This window comes from Streptomyces sp. LaPpAH-108 (assembly GCF_000373625.1).
In the GTDB taxonomy this organism is placed as follows: domain Bacteria; phylum Actinomycetota; class Actinomycetes; order Streptomycetales; family Streptomycetaceae; genus Streptomyces.
Map to the genome: position 1 here is coordinate 23,750 of NZ_KB891988.1, position 24,691 is coordinate 48,440.

The 24,691-nt window shown below is 73.5% G+C and carries 24 protein-coding genes and 2 tRNA genes; 7 read left to right on the plus strand and 19 right to left on the minus strand.

The genetic code is table 11. The features are described 5' to 3' along the window. Positions 1-47: 47 nt before the first annotated feature. From B079_RS0106180 to B079_RS0106190, 3 genes are all read left to right on the plus strand, one after another. On the plus strand, positions 48-1,193 hold the full coding sequence (locus B079_RS0106180) for an SPFH domain-containing protein (RefSeq protein WP_018544909.1): 1,146 nt from the start codon (positions 48-50) through the stop codon (positions 1,191-1,193). 125 nt (positions 1,194-1,318) lie between these two features. Then, entirely contained in the window at positions 1,319-1,918 is a 600-nt protein-coding gene (locus B079_RS0106185; protein WP_018544910.1) for a lytic polysaccharide monooxygenase auxiliary activity family 9 protein, read from the plus strand. A 136-nt stretch (positions 1,919-2,054) separates the two neighbouring features. Further along, the gene (locus B079_RS0106190) at positions 2,055-2,483 is read left to right on the plus strand and encodes a hypothetical protein (RefSeq protein ID WP_018544911.1); all 429 of its coding nucleotides are present in this window, start codon (positions 2,055-2,057) and stop codon (positions 2,481-2,483) included. Between the two features lie 149 nt (positions 2,484-2,632). Here the strand turns inward: B079_RS0106190 and B079_RS0106200 are convergent, their stop codons facing one another. The 10 genes from B079_RS0106200 to B079_RS0106245 all read right to left on the minus strand — a co-directional run bounded on the left by B079_RS0106200 (position 2,633) and on the right by B079_RS0106245 (position 10,329). Next, complete coding sequence (locus B079_RS0106200) at positions 2,633-2,836, minus strand: ATP-binding protein (protein ID WP_234016760.1); 204 nt, start codon at positions 2,834-2,836, stop codon at positions 2,633-2,635. Between the two features lie 169 nt (positions 2,837-3,005). Next, on the minus strand, positions 3,006-4,220 hold the full coding sequence (locus B079_RS0106205; RefSeq protein ID WP_026248403.1) for a helix-turn-helix domain-containing protein: 1,215 nt from the start codon (positions 4,218-4,220) through the stop codon (positions 3,006-3,008). A 76-nt stretch (positions 4,221-4,296) separates the two neighbouring features. Further along, complete coding sequence (locus tag B079_RS0106210) at positions 4,297-5,022, minus strand: dienelactone hydrolase family protein (RefSeq protein WP_018544914.1); 726 nt, start codon at positions 5,020-5,022, stop codon at positions 4,297-4,299. Between the two features lie 110 nt (positions 5,023-5,132). Next, positions 5,133-5,206 (minus strand) — tRNA-Lys (locus B079_RS0106215). Between the two features lie 74 nt (positions 5,207-5,280). Continuing rightward, on the minus strand, positions 5,281-6,039 hold the full coding sequence (locus B079_RS0106220) for an IclR family transcriptional regulator (protein WP_018544915.1): 759 nt from the start codon (positions 6,037-6,039) through the stop codon (positions 5,281-5,283). Between the two features lie 211 nt (positions 6,040-6,250). Continuing rightward, positions 6,251-7,045, minus strand: coding sequence for an ectoine/hydroxyectoine ABC transporter ATP-binding protein EhuA (ehuA, locus tag B079_RS0106225; protein WP_018544916.1), 795 nt, complete (start codon positions 7,043-7,045; stop codon positions 6,251-6,253). Then, positions 7,035-7,685: an ectoine/hydroxyectoine ABC transporter permease subunit EhuD gene (gene ehuD / locus B079_RS0106230; protein WP_018544917.1), complete on the minus strand. Its 651-nt coding sequence runs from the start codon at positions 7,683-7,685 to the stop codon at positions 7,035-7,037. The genes ehuA and ehuD overlap by 11 nt, the downstream gene beginning before the upstream one ends. After that, the gene (gene ehuC / locus B079_RS0106235; protein ID WP_018544918.1) at positions 7,682-8,410 is read right to left on the minus strand and encodes an ectoine/hydroxyectoine ABC transporter permease subunit EhuC; all 729 of its coding nucleotides are present in this window, start codon (positions 8,408-8,410) and stop codon (positions 7,682-7,684) included. Before ehuC ends, ehuD begins: the two co-directional genes overlap by 4 nt. After that, a complete protein-coding gene (gene ehuB, locus B079_RS0106240) occupies positions 8,407-9,318 on the minus strand; it encodes an ectoine/hydroxyectoine ABC transporter substrate-binding protein EhuB (protein WP_026248404.1) in 912 nt (303 codons plus the stop codon). The genes ehuC and ehuB overlap by 4 nt, the downstream gene beginning before the upstream one ends. 54 nt (positions 9,319-9,372) lie before the next feature. After that, positions 9,373-10,329: a D-2-hydroxyacid dehydrogenase gene (locus B079_RS0106245; RefSeq protein WP_018544920.1), complete on the minus strand. Its 957-nt coding sequence runs from the start codon at positions 10,327-10,329 to the stop codon at positions 9,373-9,375. A gap of 251 nt (positions 10,330-10,580) precedes the next feature. Here B079_RS0106245 and B079_RS0106250 point away from each other — a divergent pair, with 251 nt between their 5' ends. Both B079_RS0106250 and B079_RS0106255 read left to right on the plus strand, forming a co-directional pair. After that, positions 10,581-11,282 carry a hypothetical protein gene (locus B079_RS0106250; protein WP_018544921.1) on the plus strand — a complete coding sequence of 234 codons (702 nt, stop codon included), beginning with the start codon at positions 10,581-10,583 and terminating at the stop codon, positions 11,280-11,282. Positions 11,283-11,395: 113 nt separating this feature from the next. After that, complete coding sequence (locus tag B079_RS0106255; protein ID WP_018544922.1) at positions 11,396-12,484, plus strand: LLM class flavin-dependent oxidoreductase; 1,089 nt, start codon at positions 11,396-11,398, stop codon at positions 12,482-12,484. Between the two features lie 6 nt (positions 12,485-12,490). Here the strand turns inward: B079_RS0106255 and B079_RS0106260 are convergent, their stop codons facing one another. Beyond that, positions 12,491-14,326, minus strand: a complete 1,836-nt coding sequence (locus B079_RS0106260; RefSeq protein ID WP_026248405.1) for a putative bifunctional diguanylate cyclase/phosphodiesterase — start codon at positions 14,324-14,326, stop codon at positions 12,491-12,493. A gap of 375 nt (positions 14,327-14,701) precedes the next feature. Here B079_RS0106260 and B079_RS0106265 point away from each other — a divergent pair, with 375 nt between their 5' ends. Next, entirely contained in the window at positions 14,702-15,916 is a 1,215-nt protein-coding gene (locus B079_RS0106265) for a M6 family metalloprotease domain-containing protein (protein WP_078495905.1), read from the plus strand. A gap of 93 nt (positions 15,917-16,009) precedes the next feature. Here the strand turns inward: B079_RS0106265 and B079_RS0106270 are convergent. The 7 genes from B079_RS0106270 to B079_RS0106300 all read right to left on the minus strand — a co-directional run bounded on the left by B079_RS0106270 (position 16,010) and on the right by B079_RS0106300 (position 22,238). After that, a tRNA-Lys gene (locus B079_RS0106270) sits at positions 16,010-16,083 on the minus strand. Continuing rightward, positions 16,074-16,646 (minus strand): bifunctional DNA primase/polymerase, encoded by a 573-nt coding sequence (locus B079_RS33685; RefSeq protein ID WP_026248407.1) that lies wholly within the window; start codon positions 16,644-16,646, stop codon positions 16,074-16,076. The genes B079_RS0106270 and B079_RS33685 overlap by 10 nt, the downstream gene beginning before the upstream one ends. A 123-nt stretch (positions 16,647-16,769) precedes the next feature. Beyond that, positions 16,770-17,141 carry a hypothetical protein gene (locus tag B079_RS0106280; protein ID WP_026248408.1) on the minus strand — a complete coding sequence of 124 codons (372 nt, stop codon included), beginning with the start codon at positions 17,139-17,141 and terminating at the stop codon, positions 16,770-16,772. A gap of 139 nt (positions 17,142-17,280) precedes the next feature. Further along, positions 17,281-18,618, minus strand: a complete 1,338-nt coding sequence (locus tag B079_RS0106285; protein WP_018544926.1) for an AAA family ATPase — start codon at positions 18,616-18,618, stop codon at positions 17,281-17,283. Continuing rightward, positions 18,615-20,213 (minus strand): hypothetical protein, encoded by a 1,599-nt coding sequence (locus B079_RS0106290; RefSeq protein ID WP_018544927.1) that lies wholly within the window; start codon positions 20,211-20,213, stop codon positions 18,615-18,617. Before B079_RS0106290 ends, B079_RS0106285 begins: the two co-directional genes overlap by 4 nt. Then, the gene (locus B079_RS0106295; RefSeq protein ID WP_018544928.1) at positions 20,204-21,334 is read right to left on the minus strand and encodes a hypothetical protein; all 1,131 of its coding nucleotides are present in this window, start codon (positions 21,332-21,334) and stop codon (positions 20,204-20,206) included. Before B079_RS0106295 ends, B079_RS0106290 begins: the two co-directional genes overlap by 10 nt. Further along, positions 21,297-22,238, minus strand: coding sequence for a phosphatase PAP2 family protein (locus B079_RS0106300; RefSeq protein ID WP_018544929.1), 942 nt, complete (start codon positions 22,236-22,238; stop codon positions 21,297-21,299). The genes B079_RS0106295 and B079_RS0106300 overlap by 38 nt, the downstream gene beginning before the upstream one ends. 220 nt (positions 22,239-22,458) lie before the next feature. On the opposite strand from B079_RS0106300, the gene B079_RS0106305 reads away from it, so the two are divergent. Further along, on the plus strand, positions 22,459-23,055 hold the full coding sequence (locus B079_RS0106305) for a histidine phosphatase family protein (RefSeq protein WP_018544930.1): 597 nt from the start codon (positions 22,459-22,461) through the stop codon (positions 23,053-23,055). 45 nt (positions 23,056-23,100) lie between these two features. Here the strand turns inward: B079_RS0106305 and B079_RS0106310 are convergent, their stop codons facing one another. After that, on the minus strand, positions 23,101-24,582 hold the full coding sequence (locus B079_RS0106310; protein ID WP_026248409.1) for a hypothetical protein: 1,482 nt from the start codon (positions 24,580-24,582) through the stop codon (positions 23,101-23,103). Positions 24,583-24,691: the final 109 nt, after the last annotated feature.

Here is a 24,691-nt window from a genome sequence, read left to right on the forward strand (position 1 = left end):
ATCACCCCTTTGTCATGACGCATCTGGCGCGGAGGCTGGAGGCACCCATGAGTACGACCGCACCGCACACGCACGAGTCCGAGGAACAGCCCGAGGAGGCACCGGCCCCCCTGAGCACGGCGGGCCACCGGCCGCCCCGGCTGATCCACAACGAGGTCACCACCGAGATCCCCGTCCATCTCCTCTTCCGTGACGACCCGGCCCCCGAGCCGGTCCCGCTGAAGCCCGCCGTGGTGGGCCGCAGACAGGGCACGGGCGAGCAGCCGCGTCTGTCGCGCCCGGCGCCGCAGGCCCGTCCCCGCCCGGTGCCCCCGGCCGACCCGGAGCTGGTGGAGCGCCCGGCGCGGGTGCTGCCCGGCGCGGCCGGGGTGTGCGCGGGGCTCGGCGGGGTCGCCGGGTGCCTGGCCACCTCGTGGTGGGCGGGGGTGCTGCCGCCGCTCGCCCTGGAGTCGCTGCGGCTGCCGTCGTACGCGGGCGCGGGGCTCGGTCCCGCCCAGTGGGCGGCGTACGCCGGGGCCGGGGCCGTCGGCCTGTTCGGCTTCGCGGGGCTGGCCCGGGGGCGCACCGGACGGGCCTGGGTGCTCGGGATGTTCGGCCGCTACCGGGGCACGGTCCGCCGTACCGGACTGCTCTGGGTGAACCCGCTGCTGCGGCGGCGCCGGGCGGACGTACGGCTGCGGCACTGGCGCAGCGAGGCGATCCCGGCGGCGGACGTGAGCGGGGTGGCGCTGCGGGTGTCGGTCCTCGTGGTGTGGCGGGTGCGGGACACGGCGCGGGCGCTGCTCGGGATCGAGGACCACGAGGGCTATCTGCGCGAGTGCGTGGAGGCGGCCCTCGCCCGGGTGCCGGTGGAGGCGCCGGGCGGCACACGCGGCGGCGCGGACGCCTCGGCGGAGGTGCTGACCCGGCTGGTGGCGGGCGACGCGGCCCCGGCGGGTCTCGAGGTGTTCTCGGTACGGCCGCTGCGGGTGGAGTACGCCCCCGAGGTGGCCGCCGCGATGCACCGGCGCCGGATCGCCGCGCTGGACGCCCAGCAGCGGGCCACGATGCTCAGCTCGGTGGTGGACTCGGTGGAGGACACGGTGACCCGGCTGACCGTGCGTGGTCTGGTCGAGCTGGACGACTACGAGCGCAAGGCGCTGGTACGGGATCTCACGGTGGCGTTCTGCTCGGGGCGGGGGGAGCCCGCCTGAGGTCCGGCCGCCTCGGGTGTGCGCACGGTATGGACATGTTCAACTCCCGGTAATAATCTGGCACTTGGTCTAGACCTACTGCACGGCTCAGTGAACTTCCCCCACGTTCTCCCAGGAGCGGCAGCATGAAGACCAAGTTGTCCGCCGCCCTGCTCGTCGCGGTGACCGCGGGAGCCTTCGGGCTCTCCACCACCGCGGCCAGCGGGCACGGCTACACCGACCTCCCGGTCAGCAGGCAGAAGCTCTGCCAGAACGGCACCGTGGCGAACTGCGGCGACATCCAGTGGGAGCCGCAGAGCGTCGAGGGCCCCAAGGGCTTCCCGGCCTCCGGCCCCGCCGACGGCCAGCTCTGCAACGGCGCGGTGGGCCGGTTCGCACAGCTCAGCTCGCCGGTCACCCCCTCCGGCGCGGCCTGGCCCACCACCAGGGTCAGCGGCGGCCAGTCGTACACCTTCCGCTGGCAGTTCACCGCCTCGCACGCCACCACCGACTTCAGCTACTACGTCACCAAGCAGGGCTGGAACCAGAACCACGCGCTCGCCCGCTCCGACCTCAACCTCACCCCGTTCCTCAAGGTGCCGTACAACAACCAGCGTCCGCCGTCCTCGCTCAGCCACAGCGGGACGCTGCCGACGGGGCTCAGCGGGCATCACGTCATCCTCGCGGTGTGGACGATCGCGGACACGGGCAACGCGTTCTACGCCTGCTCGGACGTCACGTTCTGACCTCCGGCCGATCTCTGAGCTTCGCTTGAGTCCGGCCGCGCTGCGGTGCGGGTAGGGTCCGCATGCGCCTGGTGGGCCGACCGGGTCCACCGGGCGCACGAGTCACGGATCCGACGTACGGGGGGTACGCGCGCCCATGGACTTCTTCGACCTCTGCATGGCGCTGATTCTCGTGGTGATGGCCGTGACCGCCGTGGGCCTCGTCCGGCGGGCGCGGCAGCGGCGTGCGGCCTGGGCGAGCGGGCTGACCGCCCAGGCCCGGGTGGTGCGGGCGTGGACCACGGCGCGGGTGGTCGACAACGTGCCGCAGCGGGTGCAGTGGCACGAGTACGACTTCACCACCGGCGACGGCCGCGCCGTCCGCTTCAAGGAGAGCGGCGGCCCGCGCGACCGCGCCAAGGACGACATGGTCGTGATCCACTACGCCGCACACGAACCGGACAAGGCCACGGCCGGTACCCCCCGGCCCGGCGCGGAACTGACGGGCACCGTCGTATGGCTCCTGCTCCTCACCACGGCCGCGGGCTACGTGATCCACGAGTGGGCCACCTTGTCCCACTTCTGAAACGTCCAGGCCACGAAGCCCCGGCTCTGTGGAGTTCACTGGCCGGGGATTCACCGCGCCTTGGGGCTGTCACGTCTTCTCGTGGCCGAACATTTTGATCAACTGGGACAGGTGAGCGCGGGCCGTGCTGGGGCCGGGGGGCTCGTCGTTCACCGTCGCCCCTCCAGCTCTGCCCATACGATCTTGCCCCAGGGCTCCTTCTTGGTGCCCCACTTGGCCGCCAGCCCCGCTACGAGGGTCAGGCCGCGTCCGCCTTCCGCGTCGTCCTTCGGCGTGCACGGCTCGGGCAGCGCGTGGGAGAAGTCCGACACGGCCACGCGGACCATGCCCGGCTCGGGACGATCCACCGTCACGGTGATGTCCTCCCGCCGGGCGTGCCGCACGGCGTTGGCCACCAGCTCGGTGAGGACCAGGGCGCCGGGCGGTGGCGGCGCTCTCGGGCTGCCTCGGCAGGCACTGTCCGCTCATGTAAGCGACACGCCAGGGACGTTGACAGGGGCGTGACGTCCCACTTTCGGCACGCTATTCGGCGACTCCCAGGAACTCCGCCAACGGCCGTAGTCCCGCCGGGTGGTGGGGGAGTGCCCACAGGTCCCGCACGATGGCCACGGCCAACGTGTGGTGCTGCATCCAGGTGGGCGCCACCCGGCGCAGGGACTCCAGTGCCTTCACCGCTCCGGCGGCGTCCCCGGTGTCCGTGTGCGCCCGGGCCACGTCCAGCAGCAGCCACGTCCGCCAGGACGGCGGGGTGTCCTTGCTCAGCCGCATTCCCTTGGCGAGTGCCAGGGCGTCCTGCGGGTGCCCGTACTGCACGGCGAGGCGGACGCGTTCGATGCGGACCGACGACGGGCTGAAGACGCTCACCATGCGGTTGTCGCTGCCCGCGGGCAGCTTGGCAACGCGGGCCGCTTCCTTCTCCGCTCCCGCCATCAACTCCGCCGCGCGCTCGTAGTCGCCGCTTCGCGCGGCGGAGGTCGCGGCGCTCATGGTGAGGGCGCCCCACACCTTCAGCCCGTCGGCCGTGTCCGTGTGCCCGCCGCTCTCGATGGCTTCGGCCGAGCGGAGGGCGATCCCCAGGGCGTCGTCCAGGCGGCCTTGCCGCTGGTAGGTCCAGGCGACGGAGTTCACGATCATGGGGACCAGGAGCGGGTCCGCGGACTGCTCGGCCGCGCTGATGGCCCGCTCCAGGCTCGTCAGCGCAAGGTCTGTCTTGCCCATGCGCACGGCGACGTGTCCGGCGAGTTGGAGCGCCTTGCCCAGGGCCGCGAAACCGGCCCCGCGATCGTCGTCGCTCCCGGACACCGTGGCGGAACGCGCGTCGGTGATCAGGTCGGGCAGGCTCTTCATCACGGAGTCGAACTCGGCCGCGTGATACCGCGACCACCCGTCCGCGATCTGTTCGCGCAGCCGCTCCATGGAGAAGTCCGGTCCGGTCGGTTCGGGCCGAGGTCCCCACAGTGCGGGCATCACGGCCCGGCGTACGGCGACGAAGCGCGGGCCGTCGCTCTCTCCACCTGCCGTGACGGCCGGAGGGTCGCCCAGCAGTGTGGTCAGCTCCACGCCCAAGCCGTTGGCGAGAGCGTGCAGCGTGGGGAGGCGCGCCGAGTGCTTCCGCCGCTGCTCGAGCTGACGGATCACATCGACGGACACACCGGAACGCTCGGCCAGTTCTTCTTGCGTCAGGGAAGCCAGCCGGCGCAGACGGCGCAGCGTCTTCCCGAGGTCTTCGTTCGCCACGCCGCCACCGTACGCCGCCGACCTCCAGCGCTCGCCGGAGAACCAGGCGCCGCACCCGTGGGCCATGGAGCGGGGGTCAATCCGGCACGGGCAGGCATTCGGTGAGCAGGGCGATGATGTCGTGCCAGGCTCGCTGTGCGTGCTGGGGGTGGTGGCCGACGCCGGGAGGGGTGGGGTGGTCGACCGGTGGGTGGTGGAAGGCGTGCAGGGCTCCTCCGTAGATCACGAGGCGCCAGTCGATGCCCGCGGCCCGCATCTCTGCGGTGAACGCGTCCCGTTGGGCGGGCGGCATGATCGGGTCTTCCGATCCGACCCCGGCCCATACCGGGCAGCGAATGCGTGCCGCGTCGCCCGGTCGGCCCGTGGTCAGTGCGTTGACCGTCCCGATCGCGCGCAGGTCGGCGCCATCGCGGCCGAGTTCCAGTGCGACCGCGCCCCCGGTGCCGTAGCCGATGGCGGCGGTCCGGTCGGGGTCGGCCCGTGGTTCGGCACGCAGCACGTCGAGCGCGGCATGCCCGATGTCCCGCATCCGGCCGGGGTCGGCGAGCAGCGGCAGGCAACGGGCCAGCATCTCCTCCGGGTCTTCCATATAGCGCCCGCCGTGGAGGTCGAAGGCCAGCGCCACGTACCCCAGCTCGGCCAGAGCCTCGGCCCGGCGGCGCTCGACATCGCTGAGCCCCATCCCCTCGGGTCCGATCAGGACCGCGGGCCTGCGCTCGGCACCGGCCGGGAGCGCGAGGTGTCCGATCATCGTCAGGTTGTCGGCCGGGTACTCGACCGTACGGGTGGTGACCGTCGTCATACGACGGGACGGTAATGACCGTTGCGCCCGCTCGGGGCGGTGTTCACCGACGGCACAGCGAAGGCCCCGCACCGCTTTCGCGGTACAGGGCCTCACCTGATGTTTCTCTGTGCGCCGCCAGGGACTCGAACCCCGGACCCGCTGATTAAGAGTCAGCTGCTCTAACCAACTGAGCTAGCGGCGCGTGACTCTCGCCTTCCGCTCTCGCGGTCGGCGACAGAGAAAATACTACCCGGTCCCCGAGGGTGCTCGTGACCACTAGAGCGCGAGTGAGAGGAGCACCGGGGCCGCGCTGCGGTGGAGGGTGTCCGCCGCCTGGCGGAGCCGGTGGGCGCGCTCCACCGGGAGGGAGACGGCGAGGCAGCCGACGGCGGAGCCGGCCGTGACGGGGACGGCGGCGCAGACGGTGCCGACCGCGTACTCCTGGAGGTCGAGGACCGGTGCCGTCGGCGGCTGGGCGGCCAGCCGGGACAGCAGGAGTTTGTCGCTGGTGATCGTGTGCGAGGTGAGCCGGGCCATCCGGTGCCGGGCCAGATGGTCACGGCGGGCGCCCGGGTCCAGCTGGGTCAGCAGGCTCTTGCCGACCGCCGTGGCATGGGCCGAGCAGCGGAAGTCCACCCACTCGTTGACCGCCGGGGTGGCCGGGCCCGCCGCGTACTGGGTGACCCGGACCTCGCCGTCCACGTACCGGCTCAGATAGACCGCCGCGCCCACCGAGTCGCGCAGCCGGTCCAGGACGTGCTGGATCTTCTCGCGCAGCGCCCGCTCCCGGCCGTGCGCCGAGGTGAGGCGGCGCAGGGCGTCCCCGGTGACCCAGCCGCCGTCGGTCAGCTGCTCGACGTACCCCTCGCGGCGCAGCATGCGCAGCAGGGCGGTCAGCCGCTCGGCGTCAAGGCCGGTGCGGCGCGACAGGACGGTGTCGTCGACCCCGGCGGAGTGCCGGGCCACCCACTCCAGCACGCGCAGCGCGTCCTGGGCCGAGTCGTACGGAGCGGTCGGCTCGTGCTTCAGCGCCACGGTTTCCCCCTGCGCTCGCTCGCTTGTGGCCGCGAGGTCCGGTCGGGACCGTCTTCCACGATAACGGCCAACAGGCCCCGGGGAGGAGGGGGTTGACAAACTTCGCCGCGCCCCTCCCGGCCCCCTCCGAGCTGCGGCGCAGGCCCTGTGGCATATGCCACAGGCATCACCCAACGCCTGGACCTCGGCTTCCCGCGTTCACCCTGTGTGCTCACAGCACCGCGCTGAGAAACTCCCGGGTCCGCTCCTGCTCCGGATCGCTGAAGATCTTCTCCGGCGGCCCCGACTCCAGGACGCGGCCCTCGTCGAACATCAGCACCTGGTCGGAGATGTCCCGCGCGAAACCCATCTCGTGGGTCACGCACAGCATGGTGATGTCGGTGCCCCGCGCGATGTCCCGCAGCAGATCGAGCACGCCCGCGACCAGCTCGGGGTCGAGCGCGCTGGTCACCTCGTCCAGCAGGAGCACCCGGGGCCGCATCGCCAGCGCCCGGGCGATCGCCACCCGCTGCTGCTGGCCGCCGGAGAGCCGGGTGGGCCGCGCGTCGCACTTGTCGGAGAGCCCGACCAGCTCAAGCAGCTCCCGGGCCCGCGCCTCGGCCTCGTCCCGGTCCAGACCGAGGACCTGGACGGGCGCCTCGGTGAGGTTGCGCAGCACCGACATGTTCGGGAACAGGTTGAACTGCTGGAACACCATCCCGATCTTCTTGCGCACCTCCCGGATCTGCTTCTCCGGGGCGGGGAACAGCGCCTCGCCGTCCACGGTGATCGTGCCCTCGTCCGGCTTGGTGAGGGTCATCAGCATGCGCAGGATCGTGGTCTTGCCCGATCCCGAGGGGCCGATCAGGGTCACATGGCGACCGGCGTCCACGGAGAAGTCCAGCCGGTCGAGCACGGTGTGGTCGCCGAACTTCTTGCCGACCCCGGCCAGCCGGATCAGCTCGCCGCCGGGGGCGTTCCCGGCCGGGGTCGGGTCGGCGGACGTCGGGGTGATGTCAGCGGACAAGGCGTCGCTCCAGGGCTCGCAGGAGAAGGGAGGCCAGATAGGACAGGACGATGAAGGCCACACCGATCACGGTCAGCGGCTCGGTGAACTGGAAGTGCTGCTGGGAGAAGAGCCGGGCGCGGCCCAGCATCTCCAGCACCGTGATCACCATCAGCATCGGTGTGTCCTTCAGCATGGAGATCACGTAGTTGCCGAGCGCGGGCACCACCCGGCGCACGGCCTGCGGCAGGATCACCGCCGTCCAGGTCCGCCGCCCGGGCAGGCTCAGCGCGGTCGCCGCCTCCCACTGGCCGACGGGCACGGCCTCGATCCCGGCCCGGTAGACCTGCATGGTGTACGTCGAGTAGTGCAGCCCTATCGCGACGACACCGGTGGTCAGGGCCGAGAAGGTCAGCCCCCACTCGGGCAGCACGTAGAACAGGAAGAACAGCTGCACCAGCAGCGGGGTGTTGCGCACGAACTCGGTGACCGTGCCCACCGGCCAGCGCACCCAGCGCGAGGGCAGCCGCATCAGCAGCGCCCACACCAGGCCCAGCGTGAAGGACACCAGCGAACCGAGCACCAGCACCCGCAGGGTGACAAGCAGGCCCTTCCAGAAGTACGGCATGAAGTCGCCGACCGCGTTCCAGTCCCAGGTCATGCCGCACCACCCCCGCCGGTGGCGACACCGGTCGTCTGCGCGCGCTTGCGCTCACGCGCCGCCGTCTCCGTCCCCGCGTCCTGGCCGAGCCCGGCCTTCAGCCGCTTCTCCAGCGCGCGCATCAGCCGGGTGAGCACGAAGGCGATCACGAAGTAGATGAGCAGCACGTACGTGTAGATCTCCGCGCTCTGCTGGAGCGCGAGCCGCACCAGATTGGCGCTGAACGCCAGATCGCCCATGCCCATCACCGACACCAGCGCGGTGCCCTTGAGCAGTTCGACCAGCAGATTGCAGAACGAGGGGATCATCTCCGGCACCGCCTGCGGCAGCACGATCAGCCGCAGCCGCTGCCAGGGCGTGAACCCGAGCGCGATGCCGCCCTCGCGCTGCGCGGGGTCCACCGCGTTCAGCGCGCCGCGCACGATCTCCGCGCCGTACGCGCCGTAGGTGAGACCGAGCGCCAGCGTGCCCGCCCACAGCGGGACCAGCTGCCAGCCGAAGGCGATCGGCAGCACGAAGAACACCCAGAAGATCATCACCAGCGCCGAAGTACCGCGGAACACCTCGGTGTACAGCCCGGCGAGGAAGCGGACTATCCAGCGCCGGTCGGTGCGCGCGACGCCGACGACGAAGGACACCGCCGCCGCCAACGCCGCGCTGAACAGCAGTAGTTGGAGCGTGGTCCAGACGCCCTTGAGGACGAGTATCCAGAGCCCTGAGGTCATCGGCCGCACAGCTCCTTCGCGGTCAGGTCCGTCAGCTCGTCCTCGGTGAACCCGAAGGGCCGCAGAATCCGGAGCAGTTCGCCGCTCTTCTTCAGCTGGTGCAGCTCGGTGTTGAAGGCGTCGCGCAGCCGGGTCTCGCCGGGCCGGAACGCGAACGCGCCCCCGTCGACCTGCCGTTGACCCTTCACCACGGGCGCGAACGGCTCGATGGCCTCCGTCTTCGCGGACTTCTTCACCACCTCGCGGACGGTGACCGCCGTACCGGCGAACACGTCCACCCGTCCGGCCTCGACCGCGTTCAGCCCGGCCACCTGGTCGGGCACGATCAGGATGTCGCTCTCCTTGTAGCCCGCGTCCACGGCGTGCTGGATCTGGGCGTACCCGGTGCCGGTCGCGAACTTCGCCTTCTTCGCCACCACATCCTGGTAGGAGCGCAGCCCCTTGGGGTTGCCCTTGCGGACGACGAAGGAGTCGAGCATCTGATAGTCCGGGTCGGCGAAGATGACCTGCTCACAGCGCTCGGCGTTGACGTACATCCCCGCCGCGACCACGTCGAACTGCTGGGAGTTCAGGCCCGGGATGAGCGAGCCGAACTCGGTCGGCACGGGCTGCACCGCGTCCACCCCGAGCCGCTTGAAGATCACCCGGGCCAGCTCGGGCGCCTCGCCCGTCAGCCGCCCCTGCCGGTCGATGTACCCGAAGGGCACCTCACCGGCGATCCCGAGCCGTACGACGCCCTGCGCCCGCAGCCGGTCGAGCAGTTCACCGCCTCGTGTGCCCGCGGCCGGGGCCACCCGGGTGCAGCCCGCCGCGCCTATGCCGCCCAGCGCCGCAGCGCCGAGCAGCAGCGAGCGTCTGCGCACGCGTGGCCTGATTCCGTCTCTGCCCTTGCCTGGTGGAGAAGCCATGGCCGCGCCGCTACCCAGACGTACACGGTGTATGCCCGCCGGTTTCCGCCGAGATCAATGTCCCGGCACGTAACCCCGCTTCTTGTCCACCACGTTGACCAGCGGCCGGCCCGCCGCCCAGCGCTCGTACAACTCCACGAACTGGGTGCCCAGTTCATCGCGCCAGCCGACCGTGTCCCCGGCCATGTGCGGCGAGACGAGCAGCCCGGGCGCGCTCCACAACGGGCTGTCGGCGGGCAGCGGTTCGGCGGCGAACACGTCCAGGGCGGCGCCCGCGATCCAGCGGTCGCGCAGTGCCCCGGCGAGCGCGTGCTCGTCGACCAGATCGCCCCGGCCGACGTTCACGAACACCGCCGAGGGCTGCATCACCCCGAACCGGCGCGTGTCGAACATGCGGTACGTCCGCTCGGTCAGCGGAGCCGCCGCGATCACCCAGTCCGCGCGGGCGATCAGCCGGTCCAGGTCGGCCGGGCCGTGCACCCCGGTCCTGGGCACCCGGCCCACCAGCGCCGGGGTCACCCCGAGCGCCTTCAGGGTGCGGGCGATGGCCCGGCCGATCGGCCCCGAGCCGACCACGCAGGCGCGGGTGCCCGCGACCCGCCGTGTCTCGCGGTGCCGCCACGCGCGCCGCCGCTGGAACTCCACCGTGCCCGGCAGGTCCTTGGCGACGGCCAGCACCAGCGCGGCCACGTACTCCGCGACCGGCTGCTCGAAGACCCCGCGCGCGTTGGTCACCACCGTGTCGCTCGCGGCCAGCTCCGGGCACAGCAGATGGTCGACGCCCGCGCTCGCCGTGTGCACCCACACCGGCCGGGGACCGGCCCCCGGCCACGCCTCGCGGACGGCGGTGGAGGCGACGTCCCACACCAGCAGCACATCGGACGCGGGCAGCCGCTCGGCGAGCCCGGCCGCGTCGGTGCTCAGCACACGGACCCGGCCGGTGAGCCTGCCCAGCCGGGGCGGCGGATCGGTGTCGAGGACCAGCAGGGTGGGACGGGTCGGGATGTGCATCGGCCTCCCGGGTCCGGGGGCGCGCGGGGCGTCCGGCACAGGCGGAGCGACCACCGTGGCACGCGCGCCGGACCCCGTCAACGACCGCGCGCCGCTCGGCCACGCGGGCACCGTGGCGCCCTTCACCCCATGGGCGCGGCTCCGACGGGGTACGTGACCGGGTGGCGGCCACCCGGTCACACGGGGCGGTGCGCCGACGGCCGGACCCGTACCGGGCCCGGCCCGCACACGAACCCGACGGAAGGGCCGCCATGACCGCACTCGGACTGCTCAGCACGGACCAGCGGGGCGAGGACGACTACCCCCGCATCGAGCAGCTCCTCGGCAGCGACGTCCGGGTGGACCTCGTACGCCTCGCGCCGGGGGCCGCGATCACGGGCGCCGCGGAGGAGGTGCGGCTGTCCGGGGCCGACGCGGTGGTGCGTACGGGGGAGGGCTTCACGCACGACGCGGAGGCCGAGGCCGACCGGGTGGAGGAACTGGCCCGGCAGACCGGGATGCCCGCCTCCTCCACCGCGCTCGCCTTCGTCAACGCGGCCCGCGACCTCGGCGTGACCCGCGTCGCGGTGGCGGCGCCCGTGGGCACCCACGAGGACACGGCCCGGCTGCGCGGCTTCCTGCGCGCGGGCGGCCTTGAGGTGACCGGCACCCACACCGCCGAGCCTGAGGCCGCGTCGGGTGCGGGTGCCGGTGGTGGTGGCGCGGGCTCGGACGAAGACGCCCTGCTCGCGCTGGTCACCGCCGCCGACACCCAGGACGCCGAGGCCGTCCTGCTCACCGACCCCGCGCTGGAGACGGCCGCGCAGCTGCCCGCGCTGGAGAAGGCCGTCGGCAAGCCGGTGCTCACCGCGAGTCAGGTCACCGTCTGGGAGGGGCTGCGGCTGGCCGAGCGCCGGGTGCACGCCCCCGACCTGGGCGCGCTGTTCACCCGTACCCCTAGCTGGGAGCGGTGAGCCGAGGCTCCGAGAGCGGGGACGGGCGCGGAAACGAGGCGCGGAAATAAACGGAGACCGCCTCCTGTTAGTCGTGGCAGGACAGCCACGCCGGACAGCAGGAGGCACCCACCGTGTCGGCAGACGAGATCCGGGGCGCCGCCCTCGGCACCGCCCCCGTCCCCCTCTCCGTACTGGACCTGGTCACCGTCGGCGCGGGCAGCACCGCCACCGACGCGCTGCGCACCAGCGCGGACCTGGCCCGGTTCACCGAGGGGCGCGGCTTCCACCGGTTCTGGGTCGCCGAGCACCACTCCATGCCGGGCGTCGCCTCCTCCTCGCCCGCCGTGATCCTCGCCCACCTCGCAGCCCACACCGACCGCATCCGGCTCGGCTCGGGCGGCGTCATGCTGCCCAACCATGCCCCGCTGGTCATCGCGGAGCAGTTCGGCACCCTGGAGGCGCTCGCCCCTGGCCGGATCGACCTGGGCCTCGGCCGCGCGCCCGGCACCGACGGGGCGACCGCCGCCGCGCTGCGCCGCAGCGACACCCTGCACGAGGGCGCCGACGACTTCCCGCAGCAACTGTCCGAGCTGACCCGCTTCCTGGACGACGACTTCCCCGACGGCCACCCCTACGCCCGCATCCACGCCGTACCGGGCCCGGTGCAGGCCACCAGCCCCGGCGGGGTGCAGTCCCCGCACCGGCCGCCGATCTGGCTGCTCGGCTCCTCCGGTTTCAGCGCCCAGCTCGCCGGAATGCTCGGGCTGCCCTTCGCCTTCGCCCATCACTTCTCGGCGCACAACACCATCCCGGCGCTCGACCTGTACCGGGAGACCTTCCGCCCCTCCGAGGTGCTGGCCGAGCCGTACGCCCTCATCGGCGTCTCCGCGCTGGCCACGGACGACGAGCGCGAGGCGGCCCGGCAGGTGCGGGCGGCGGCGCTGAACATGGTCCGGCTGCGCACCGGCCGCCCCGGGCTCTTCCCGGACCCGGAGGAGGCCGCGAAGCACGAGTTCAGCCCGATGGAGGAGGACTTCGCGTCCTCCTGGACGAAGAACATCGTGCACGGCACCGCCGAGGAGGTCCGCGCGGGCCTGGACGACCTGCACAAGCGCACCGGCGCCGACGAGCTGATGCTCACCACCCACGCCCACCGGGGCGAGCTGCGGCTGCGCTCCTACGAACTGATCGCGGACGCCTACGGCCTGCCGGTCGCGTAGCCGCGACTACGTGCTGAGCGGCGGGACGGCATGCGACGGGCCCGCCGCACAGGACCGCACGCCGAGCAGCTCGGAGATGCCCTCCGGCGGCACCGGGCGGGAGTAGAGCCAGCCCTGCCCGGTGTCGCAGCCGATCCGGCGCAGCCGGGTGGCCTGCGCCGAGGTCTCCACGCACTCGGCGGTGACGGTCAGCCCGAGCCGGTGCGCGAGCTGGATCATCGCCTCCACGATCACCTCGTCGGCCGGGTTGGCGGACGAGGCCGAGGTGTCCCGCTCGCCCTCGTACTGGAAGCCGCGCACGAAGGAGCCGTCCAGCTTGAGCACGGACACCGGCAGACGGCTGAGGTAGGCCAGGTTCGAGTAGCCGGTGCCGAAGTCGTCGATGGCGATGCGCACGCCCATGTCGCTGAGCGACTGGAGCGCCTGGATGGGCCGTCCGGCCGAGCCCATCACGGCCGACTCGGTCAGCTCCAGCTGGAGCAGATGCGGGGCGAGGCCGGTCTCGGCGAGGACCGCCGCCACGTCCGTGACCAGGTCGGAGTCCCACACCTGACGCACGGCCACGTTCACGCTGACGAAGATGGGCGGCTCGCCCGGATGGTCGAGCTGCCAGCGCCGTGCCTGGCGGCAGGCGGTGGCCAGGGCCCAGCGGCCGAGCGGCACGATCGAGCCGTCCTCCTCGGCCAGACCGATGAACCGATTCGGCGTCAGGGTGCCGAACTGCGGGTGGTGCCAGCGGATCAGCGCCTCCACCCCGCTGAGCGAGCCGTCCTCCATGCCGACCAGCGGCTGGTACTCCAGGGCGAACTCGCCGCGCTCGATGGCGGGGCGCAGCGCGGAGGTGAGGGCCTGACGGGTCATGAGGTGCGCGTTGCGCTCCGGGTCGAACAGGGTCCAGCGGGCCTTGCCGTCGGTCTTCGCCCAGTACAGCGTGGTGTCGGCCGCCTGCATCAGACCGGTCGCGGTGGTCCCGGCCGCGTGCCGCTCGACGACGCCCACGGAGGCGGTCAGATGCAGCCGCCTGCCGCCCAGGTCGAAGGGCTCCTCCAGGGCGTTCAGCGCGGACCCGGCGAGGTCGGAGAGCTGGTCGGTGCCGGTGGAGTCCTCCACGAGCAGCGCGAACTCGTCGCCCCCGAGCCGCGCCACCAGCGGCGTACCGGCGTGGCCCTGGCCGCACTCGGCGGCCACCCGGGTCAGCCGCTCGGCCACGGCCGCGAGCAGCCGGTCGCCGACGCGGTGGCCGTGGGTGTCGTTGACGGCCTTGAAGCCGTCGATGTCCAGATGGCACAGGCCGATCCGCCCGGTGCCGCCCGACTCGCCGGGCTCGGTCTCCAGGGCGGCCGACAAGCGCTCGAAGAACAGCGTGCGGTTGGGCAGCCGGGTCACCGGGTCGTGCATCCGCAGATGCCGTATCCGGGCCTGGAGTTCGCGCCGGGCGCTGATGTCGGTGAGTGACAGCAGGACACCCGGACGGCCGTCGGCCAGCGGGGCGACGGTGATGCGCGCCCACACCGCCGTGCCGTCGGGGTGCTTCAGGCGCCGGGTGCAGCGCAGCCGGGCGCGGCGCCCGCGCAGCACCTCGCGGTAGGCGTGCCAGGCGCGGGCGTCGGTGGTGAGGCCGGTCAGATCGGCGGCGGAACGGCCCGTCAGGGCCTCGGTGTCGGTGCCCAGAAGCCTGCCGAGGGCGGTGTTCGCGCTGACCACGAGCCCGTCGCCGTCCACGACGGCCATGGCGAGCGGGGCGGCGGCGAAGACGCGCCGATAGGTCATGTAGTCACTGTCTGTGACGGCTGACCGGTCGAGGTCTGCCGCGGGCGTCGGCCCTTCGGACGTTCCGCTCACCGCTCGCTCCCGCAGTGCACTCGATCGTTGTCCGTCGTTGTCCGTGCCGGAAAGTGTGCCGATCATAGAGGCTGGTACCGGGGCCTTCCAGCCGGTCTCCAGTGTCCCCGGCGGACCCCACGTTCCGACAGATCGTTTCTGCTCGCACCTGGACGGGTTCTTCAGGCCTCCGACCGGTTGTGACGTTGCGTGAGTGATTCGGGGTGTCGTCCGCCGGTGCACACCGGCGCGCGAACGGGCGCACTCACCCTTCCGGTTCAGATAAACAGGGCATCTTCTGACAAATCGCCACAGGCTGGATTCGGTGTCCCCTGAACCGCGTCCGGAGGTCTGTCCGTGCCCAAGCTGCGCAGTGCCGCCGCCGTGGCCACCACGATGTCGGCGCTCGCCGCGACCTCGATCCTCGGCGGCCCCTCCGTCGCCGAACCCTTCTCCCCGGCACCCTGCGCCCTGCACCGCACCACCGCCCACCACTCGGAGGGCGCGGACACCTGGAACCCCGCCTACGCCCGCCCCCTCGGCACCCGCGACGCCGTCCTGGTCTTCCTGTCCTTCCCGGACGCCGCCCCGCGCACCACCCCCGCCCAGCTGACGGCCGACCACTTCCCGGAGACCAGCGACTTCTACACCCGCGCCTCCTACGGCCGCTTCACCCTGCGCCCGCACCCCGTGAACCGCTGGCTGCGGATGCCGCACCCCTCCACGTCGTACGCCATGAAGCGGGACTGGGCCGCCGCGGACCGCTCCGCCTATCTGCGCGACGCGTTCACCGTCGCCGACAAGGCGGTGGACTTCTCCCGCTACGACGTCGTCTACCTCGTCGCCGACCCGGACGCGCCCGGTGTGGACTCGGACGCGACGAAGGTCGTCAACCTGGACAAGCCCGTGCGGCTGGACGGCAAGGACGTACGCCGGGTCGTCACCGTCTTCGAGCGGCACCCGCCGGACCGGCTGGTCCTGGCCCACGAGACCGGCCATGTCTTCGACCTGCCCGACCTCTACCACCGCCCGCTGGACAACAAGGGCGACTGGGACACCTATGTGGGTGACTGGGACCTGATGGGCAGCCAGTTCGGCCTCTCGCCCGACCTGTTCGCCTGGCACAAGTGGCGCCTTGGCTGGCTGGACCCGCGCCAGGTCAGCTGCGTACGCGGCACCGGCCCGACCCGGCTCACCCTGGAGCCGCTGGAGGCCGGGCCCGGGGTGTCGGTGCCGGGCGCGGCCGGGGCCCCGGCCTTCGGGCTCGGGCGCGGTACGAAGCTCGCGGTGGTGCGCACCGGGCCCGACAGCGCGCTGGCCTTCGAGGCGCGCGCCTCGGCGGGGAACGACGACTCCGGGTGCCGGGAGGGCATCCTCGTCTACCGCGTCCACGCCACCGCCGAGTCCGGTGACGGGCCCGTCCAGGTGATCGACACCCACCCGCACAGCTCGGCCTGCTGGGAGGACTCCGTCTACCCGCCCCTTGCCGACGCCCCGCTGTCGGCCGGGGAGAGCTTCACCGTGCCAGGGGAGGGCGTGAAGGTGGAGGTGGAGGAGCGGACGGCGGCGGGGGCGTGGACGGTGTCGATCACGCCGGGGGTGGTGGGGTGAGGGTGGCCCTGCGCGGGGATGCGCGGGAACGCTGCGCGGACGCCGGAACGCGATCAGGCCCCTCGCTCGCGCGAAGGGCCTGATCGTTGTCTGTGCGCCGCCAGGGACTCGAACCCCGGACCCGCTGATTAAGAGTCAGCTGCTCTAACCAACTGAGCTAGCGGCGCCTGCTGACGTCGTAGACCTTAGCATCCTGGTCGGCGGGAGGAAAAATCGATATCCGCACCGCCGCGCGGGCCGCCCGGACCGCCGCCCAGAGCACCACCTCGGGGCCGGGCAGCCAGGGATGCCGGGTGTCCGGCGCCACCAGCCAGCGGGAGCCCGCGGGGCCCGAGGAGTCCTCGCCGTGGAGCGCCGGTACGGTCACCGCGTCCCCGGTGCCGTGACACAGCAGCGGCGGTACGGCGTGGGTGCGCGGGCCCCACTCCTCCCAGGTCAGCAGGGAGGGCAGCCGCTGGGCGGTGCCCGGCGCGGCGAACAGCAGCGTGCGACCCCGGTGCACCGCGACCGGACCCGAGCCGGGGCCCTCGCCCCACAGCCGGTCCAGCATCCGCCGGCCGAAGATCGCCGGGGCGCTGACCACGTCGAAGACGCTGCCGCAGGGCAGGACGACCGGGGCGCCCGGGCGCTCCTTCCACAGGGACAGCGTGCTGCGCGGATACGTTCCGGCGGAGGCGAGCCAGGCGGCGCCGTCGGCGGTGGCTGCGGTGACGTTCGGTGCGCTGCTCATACCGTCATGTCTACCGTCGGTGAGCGCCCGCTTCCCCTGGGTTGTGGAAAACAGGGACAGGGGGGTGCGGGAGGGGGTATCTTGCCCGCTCGGCATATGCCAGACGGGTCGGACAGCTCTCCGTCAGCGGGGGTCGACGGGCGTACGGCCCTCCGTCTCGGCCCCGCGCATCAGGTCCCGCCCGAACTCCACCATTCTCTTGGCGTAGTCCTCGGTCCACTCCGCGCGCTCGGCGAGGTCCGCCGAGGTCAGCCGGTCGAACCGGCGCGGGTCGGCGAGCTGGGCCGCCGCGATGGCCTGGAACTCCATGGCGCGGTCGGCCGCCGCGCGAAACGCCTGGGTCAGCTCCGTCGCCCGCGTCAGCAGCGTCCTCGGGTCCTCGATCGACTCCAGATCGAAGAAGTGCTCCGGGTCCGCCGCCGCCTCGGCGGGTTCGAAGAGCAGGGGCGCGGGGCGTAGCCGCGGTTCGTTCCGACGCGGCGTGGGCTCCGCCATGTCCACATCTCCTCCTCTGCGTTTCCGGCCCCCCTCGGGGTGGGCCACCGTCCATTGTCCCGCGCGGACGCAAGGGGACGTACTGGCCCATGACTACCCGGCCCCCGGCCTGCTCATGGCTGCCGACGCACCTGGCGATTCACGGCTTCCAGCTCACTCGGTGTTCCGCGAGGTGTGCCAGCACCGCGTGGTTCGCCTCCCAGCCGTCCGGAAACTTCACCAGCGTGCCCAGCTGGACCGGTTCGGTGGAGGGGTAGTCGTCCAGGAGGGTGTCGACGCCCGCGCGGCAGACGACCACGCAGGCGTGGCGGTGGCGGGAGGCGAGGACGCAGAGGCGGCCGGTCTCCAGGTGGAAGGCGGTGGCGTCGGGGCGGCCGGAGAGGGGGTGGAGGACGACCGTGACGTCGTACTCGCGGCCCTGGAGGCGGTTGGCCGTGTCGACCGTCACCCCCGTCACGCCCAGGTCGGCGAGGGCCGCGCGGATCGCCGCCGCCTGGTCGCGGTGGGCGGTGCCGACAGCGACGCGGGCGGCGGTCAGCGGGGCCGGGTCGGGGGAGCGCTCCGAGCGGGCCGCGCCGCCCCGGTCCAGCAGGCGGCGTACCACCAGGGCCACCGCCCGGACCGCCTCCGGGTCCGTGCGCGGGGTGTGCCGGGGCGGCAGCTCCAGCAGGCCCCAGCCGGACTCCGCCGCCTCGTCGATCACCCGGTCCGGACCCGAGCCGTCCGACGGCACCGCGAACGACAGCCGCCGGTCACCGTGCCCGGTGCCGCTGCGGAACGGGGTGTACGGATAGAACGCGGCCGAGACCAACGGGGCCGCCGAGGCAGGCAGCCGCCAGGAGACCGGCAGCCGGTGCTGCGGCAGCCGGGGGTTGTGCGCGAGCAGCGTGCTCACGGCGGAGGCCGACGGGTCGTACGACAGGCCCGCCCACTGCTCACCGCCCACGATCGAGAACGGGTCCAGCTGGCCCGGGTCGCCCACGAACAGCGCCCGCTCGAAGAGCCCGGCCACGGCCAGCAGCGAGTCCGAGCGCATCTGGTACGCCTCGTCCACGATCGCGTGCCGCCACGGCTCGTCCACCGTGACGTGCGCCCACTTCGCGGCCGTGGACAGCACCACCGGAAGCCCGGCGAGGTCGGCCGCCTTCGCGGAGGCGCGCACGTTCGGCAGGGCGTCGAGCGCGCGGTCGTAGGCGTCGGCGTCGCTGCTGTGCAGACGGCCCACCGGCAGGTCCGGGTTCTTCTCCGCGAGCCGCAGCACCAGGTCGTCCACCTGCGCGTTGGTCTGCGCCACCACCATCAACGGGCGCCCCGCGTCCGCGAGTTCGAGCGCCGCGCGGACCACGAGCGTCGACTTGCCCGCGCCCGGCGGGGAGTCCACCACCACGCCCCGCTCGGTGCCGTGCAGGGTGTCGTGGAGGATCGCGTCCGTGGCGCGCCCGGCGGCGGTTCCCGGATCGAAGTCCACCGTGGTCACAGCACGTCCTCCTCGGTCATGGCGTCCGGCGCCTCGGCCACGGCCCCGTCCGGCGGGCCGCCGTGGGTCCACGGGGTGTCCTCCTGGTCGGGCAGCTTCGCGCCGCCCCGCTGCTCGTGCTCGAAGAGCGTGAAGCAGAGCCGGTCGCCCTTCTCCGGCACCGAACCCGCCTCCGGCTCCTTGCCCCGGCCCATCTTGTCCGTGATCCGCAGCACGAGCAGCCCCTCCTCGGGGTCGCCCGCGTACCCGACGAACTCCGCCGACTGCGGCTTGCCGTTCAGCGCGCGGTACGCCTTCGCGCGCTCCGCCAGATGCGGCCGGTCCTCGGTGCGCACGGTCACCAGCGGGCGCGGGCTCGGCCGCTTGCCCTCGCTGTACGCCATGACGACGTCGACGACCTCGCCCGCGAACGCCTCCCCGGCCAGCCGCCGCCCCGCCATCACCAGCGGGTCGTCCAGTGCCTCCTGCGCCTCCAGACGGGACTGCTCGCGCTCGCGCGTGGCCAGCTTGTTCGCCGCCGTCACCGCGTCGTCCCGGCGCGGCTGCGGGGGCTCGCCCGCCAGCACCCGGTCCCGGTGGCCGGTGAACGACCAGCGGTCCCGCGTCCACCGCTCCTCGACCCGCGCCCCCTCGGGCAGCGCCCGCAGCAGATCGAGACCGGTCCACACCGCGTCCCAGGTGGGCCGGGTGACCTGCGCCACCAGCTCCCGGACACGCCGCTCGGCCCGGGTGACGGCGGCCGTACGGTCCTCCGCCTCCACCGGGTCCTCGGCGGCGGCGAGCGCGGTCCGCGCGCGGTCGTACGCCTCGATGGCCGGGGCGAGCAGCTTGTTGTCGAACGCCGGGTCCGTGGCCGGACCGGCAGGCGGGCAGGTCAGCTGCCCCCGGCCGTCGCGCTCGCGCTCCGCGCGGAAGGCGGCCTCGGCACCCGAACTGCCCGCGGGCGGCGCGATCCAGGCGAGCAGGGCGCCCAGCTGCTGGTCCTCCAGGCTGCTCTGCCCGGTCGCCCAGTGCCGGGACAGCACCTCGGTCAGCGCGAGCAGCAGCGAGGACCCGGGCACGCGCGCCCGCTCGCCGTAGTGCGTCAGCCAGCGGCCGAGCAGCGGCACCCGGGGCGGCGCCGGGTGCGGGGCCTCCGGCTCCTGCTCGGCGGTGCGCCGGAAGCGCGTCGAGCGGCCCAGCAGCCGCACGTACTCCACGCCCGCCCGGCTCGGCACGATCAGCTGGGGCGCGTCCGCGCACAGGTCGACCTCGACCTTGACCCGCTTGCCGGTCTCCGGGTCGGTCTCGGTGCGCTCGGCGGCCTCCACGGCCTCGGCGTGCGCGTCGATGTACGGCAGGACGACGTCGGCCAGTTCGGCCAGGAACGCGAAGCGCAGGTCGCGGTCGCGCGGCTGGGGCACGACCAGCAGCCGGGGTGCGTCCCGGTCGGTGCCGACCAGCGCGCCGAGCGGGGCGCCCGCCTCGCCGGAGGTGGTCAGCGGCACGAACACCAGCGGCCGGCCGGACAGATGACGGTGCCGGACGGTCGTGAGCGGCTGGGCCACGCCCGTGCCGACGGCCTCCAGACGGGCGAGGGTCGCGATCAGGGACACAGGGCCACCTCCCGCGCTACCGCTGCCTGCTCCAGCGCCTCCGCGCGCAGGGCGGCGGCCCGGCGCAGCGCGGCCACCGCCGGGTCGTCCGGGTCGCCGCTCTCGCCGCGCGCCGCCGCAAGCACCTCCTCCACCGTGCGCAGACCGCCGAGTTCGGCCCGCAGGGGGCGGCCGAGCCGGGTCACCGCGCCGGACGCGCGCGAACGCTCCCGGCAGTGGAAGGCCAGCTCGCAGGAGGACAGACACTCCGGCGCGTACGTCGCCGGAACCGCGTCCACCGCCGCCTCCAGCTCCTCGGGCGTACGGTCCGGCGCGAAGCAGGTGCCCTCCGGCAGCTCGTCGGCGATCTCCTCGATCCGGGTGAGCCGGGTCAGCTGCCGTGCCGTCACCGCGCGCTGACGGCGCACGTCCACCGCGCGCGCGGTGGGCAGGTTGGAGAAGTCCTTCGGGCACACCAGCAGCACCTCGTGCCGTACCCGGGGCGCCGGGTCGAGCCGGGCCGCGACCTCCTCCAGGGCCAGCACGTACACCGCGGCCTGGCGGGCCGCCGCGCCCACCTTCGCCGGGTCGGCCGAACCGTCCAGCATCGGGAACGACTTGATCTCCACGACCGTCCACACCCCGTCCGGGTGCACCACCACCGCGTCCGGCTCCAGGAACACGGGCGCCCCGGCCACCTCCAGGGTGAGCATCGGGTGGTCCAGGAGCGTCCAGCCGCCCGCCTCCGCGGCCTCGCGCAGCGCCAGTTCCGTACGTGCCGTACGCCCCTTGGGACCGTCGGCGGTCAGGTCGGGCACGGCGGCGTCCGCCGGGGGCTCGGTGGCGGGGTCGAAGCAGGCGTGCGCGAGGCGCAGCAGCTCGGCGCCGCGGTCCGCCTTCACGCGGGCCTCGAACGCGTTGCCCCGGATCAGGGCGAACTGCGACTGGCCGTAGTCCGAAGGGGAGCCGAGGCCGGTCGCCAGACGTGCCTTGTCCACCCCCGCGCCGTCCAGGATCGCGCGGCGGCGGCAGCCCGGGTTGGACGCCAGTGCCGCGAGGGCACGGGCGTCCAGGGCCTTGGCCGGGACCTCGGGACCGCGCAGCTCAGCGAGCCGGTGCCGGAGTGCCGTCGCCCGCTCCACTGGGGGAGGCGTCCGGTCCTGCCGGGGGATCGAGCCGAGACTCGCGCTGCCGTGGAATTCGCTCACCCGCGGAAGTCTGGCATCCGCCACTGACAACGGGGGCGACCACACCGGCCGGAGCGGCCCAGACGAGGCTCAGCCGGGCCTTCACCGCGTCCGCCGCGCGCGTCACATGCGGCGTCAGCAGCAGCCCCACGCCCATCACCGCGGCCCCCGCCACCGCGTCCAGCAGATAGTGGTTGGCGGTGCCCATGACCACGAGCGCGGTGAACAGCGGGTAGATCACCGCGGCTGCCTTGGCCGCACGGGTGCGGCCGTAGCGCCACAGCATGACCCCGCAGAACAGCGCCCAGCCGACGTGCAGGCTCGGCATCGCCGCGTACTGGTTCGTCATGCCGCCCATGCCGCGCGGGGCACTCGCCTCGCCGCCCCACCAGCCGTACGCCCTGTACTGCGCCATGGTGTCGGTGAAGCCGTGGCCCGGGTGCAGCAGGCGCGGCGGGCAGGTCGGCAGCAGGGTGAAGCCGATCAGGCCGATGAACGTGGACGTCATCAGCCAGGTGCGCGCCGCCCGGTAGCGCACCGCGTGCGAGCGGAACAGCCAGACGAGTATCGCGGGCGTGACCAGGTAGTGCAGCGAGGCGTACCAGAAGTCGGCGGGCACGCCGATCCAGGGTTCGCGGGTGAACAGCCGGTTGAGCGGGTGCTCGGCGTCCAGGTGCAGCAGCTGCTCGATGCGCAGGATCGCCAGGCCGTGGTCCACGGCCGAGGAGACGTCCCCGCGCGCGAGGAGGCGCCCCGCCGAGTAGCAGCCGTAGACGAGCAGGATCAGCGGCAGCTCGGTCCACCAGCGCAACCGGGGTCGCGTCGCCGCCTCGGTGCCCGGTGTCTCGGTCTGCGGCATCCGATCGCCCTCCCCCTTCTGTGCCCCTGCGCGTACGGCGTCCCCGTCGGGCGCCGTGACACTTTACGGTGTCGGCTCCCGCCCCGCGCGGACGCTTCAGCCCTGGAAGACGCCGTCCTCGCCCGCCGGGTTGCCCGCCTCGCCGGTGCGCGATGATGGAGGGACCTGGGCTGTCGTCACCCGGCGGCCCTCTCGCGTTCCCCTCCCGGAAAGGTCTCCCATGGCACCGCGCATCCTGCTGGCCCGGCACGGACAGACGGCCTGGTCGCTGTCCGGCAAGCACACCGGCAGGACGGACATCCCCCTCCTGGAGGAGGGACGGCGCGGCGCCAAGCTCCTCGGCGAGCGGCTGCACCGCTCTCCGCTGGACGGCCTGCCCGACGCGGAGGTGCGCACCAGCCCGCTCGTGCGCGCGAGCGAGACCTGCGAACTGGCCGGGTTCGGCGACCGCGCGCGTCCGTGGGACACGCTCATGGAGTGGGACTACGGCGCCTACGAGGGCCTGACCCCGGCCGAGATCCACGCCGAGCGGCCCGGCTGGCTGATCTGGCGCGACGGGGTGCCCGGCGGGGAGAGCGTCGCGGACGTCACCGCGCGCGCGGACGAGGTCGTCGCGTGGGCCCGCTCCGCCGACCGCGACGTGCTGGTCTTCGCCCACGGCCACATGCTGCGCTCCATCGGCGCCCGCTGGCTCGGGCTGCCGCTGGACTTCGCGGCCCGCATCCGGCTCAACCCGACCTCGCTGTCGGTGCTCGGCTGGGCGTACGGCGAACCGGCGATCGAGAACTGGAACGACGTGGGGCACCTGGTGGGCTGACGGGCTTCTCCGTGCGCGTGGCCGCCGTTCCGCGCGAGGACCCGCTCAGGCCTGCCGGGGCCGGGGCACCGACGCGTGGCGTTCCAGGAACTCCGACACGCCGGACGCTCGCCGGTGCGGCAGCAGTACGCGCGCGGTGCCCGCGAGCATCGTCTGGATGCGCGAGGACTGCACCTGGGTGAGCAGTTCCAGGACCCGCAGTCCGGCGGAGGCGGCCTCGTCGGGGCGGCCGTCGCGGGCGAGGTCGTCGGCGAGTTCGGCGGTGTACAGCGCGATGTTCCGGGAGAAGTGCGGGTCCTGCAGCTCCGCCGCGCGCCGTGCGTGCCGGGCCGCGCGCCACCAGTCGCCCAGCGCCGACCAGCACTGCGCCTCCAGGCCCTCCAGCTCGGCCTGCCCGTAGAAGACCATCCACTCCGGGTCGGCGTCCGACGCGCCCCGAGCGAACAGCGCCTGCGCCCGCGCCATCGCCTGGCGGCAGCCCGCGCGGTCGGCGAGCCCGGCCCAGCCGCCCGCCTCGCGCAGTGCGAGCAGCGACATCAGCCGGGGCGAGCCCAGCGGGCGCGCGGCCCGCTGCGCCGCCTGCGCCGCCCGCACCGCCTCCCGGGGGCGGCCCGCGTCCCGCGCGAGGAACGCCGTGTTGCAGAAGGCGTGCGCCTCCAGGGCCCCGTCGCCGGTCATCCGGGCGGTGGCCAGCGCCTCCGCGTAGTGCGAGCGGGCGTCCTCGAAGCGGCCCGAGTCGTGGGCCAGCCAGCCGACCGAGATGGCCAGTTCACCGGCGCCCGAGTGCAGCCGCTCGGTGGTGGACTGCCGGGTGGCGCCCGCGTCGAGGAGCGCGTAGGCCAGGCGCAGCGGCTGGGCGGCGTGCCGGTACAGCCCGTCCGCGCCGTGCTTGTCGTCGAGCACCCGGATGCGGCGGACGGCGTCCTCGACGGCGGCGGCCTCCGACGTGCCGGGGCGGCGCGGTGTCCCGGCCGCCGAGGCGTCCGTGGCGAGCCCCAGCGGGCCCAGCGCGGCGGCGGCCACCGTGGCGCCCCCGTTGGTCATGAATGCGCGACGCAGCACGTCGCTCTCCTCGTGGTTCAGCGGCTCGTTCTCGTCCGGCTCGTCCGGGCGGTACGGGTCGTGCGGGTGCGGGTCGTACAGGCGCGGCCGGTCGTACGGGTGGCCCCGCGGCTGCTCCCGCGCGGCCGGTGCCGGACCGGTCTGCTCCCTGGCGGGACCGGCCGGCCGGGCCGCCCGCCCGCGGACGGCCGAGCGCGGCGCGAAGCCGAGGTCGGTCAGGGTGCGGCCGGGGAACATATGCAGGAACACCCGCTCGTACGCGTAGTTGGGACAGCGGATCTCACCCGCCTCGACCCTGCCGACATAGCGCGCGTCACAGCTCACCCGCTCCCCGATCTCGCGGGCAGCGCGCCGTACCAGCGCGGCGAACTCCGCAGGGGAACGGCGGCCACGCAACTGCCGGAAGGCGGTGTTGGGCCGGGGCGGCCGGTCGGGCTGCGCCGAGGTCTCGGTTGACGACGCCATGGCGGTCCTCTCGTACGAACCGTCGAACCGTGCCGGGGCCGGGGCGAATTCGGGCACAGCTGCCCGAGTGACACCCTGGTTCCGGCGGGCACGAACGTACCGGCTGTGT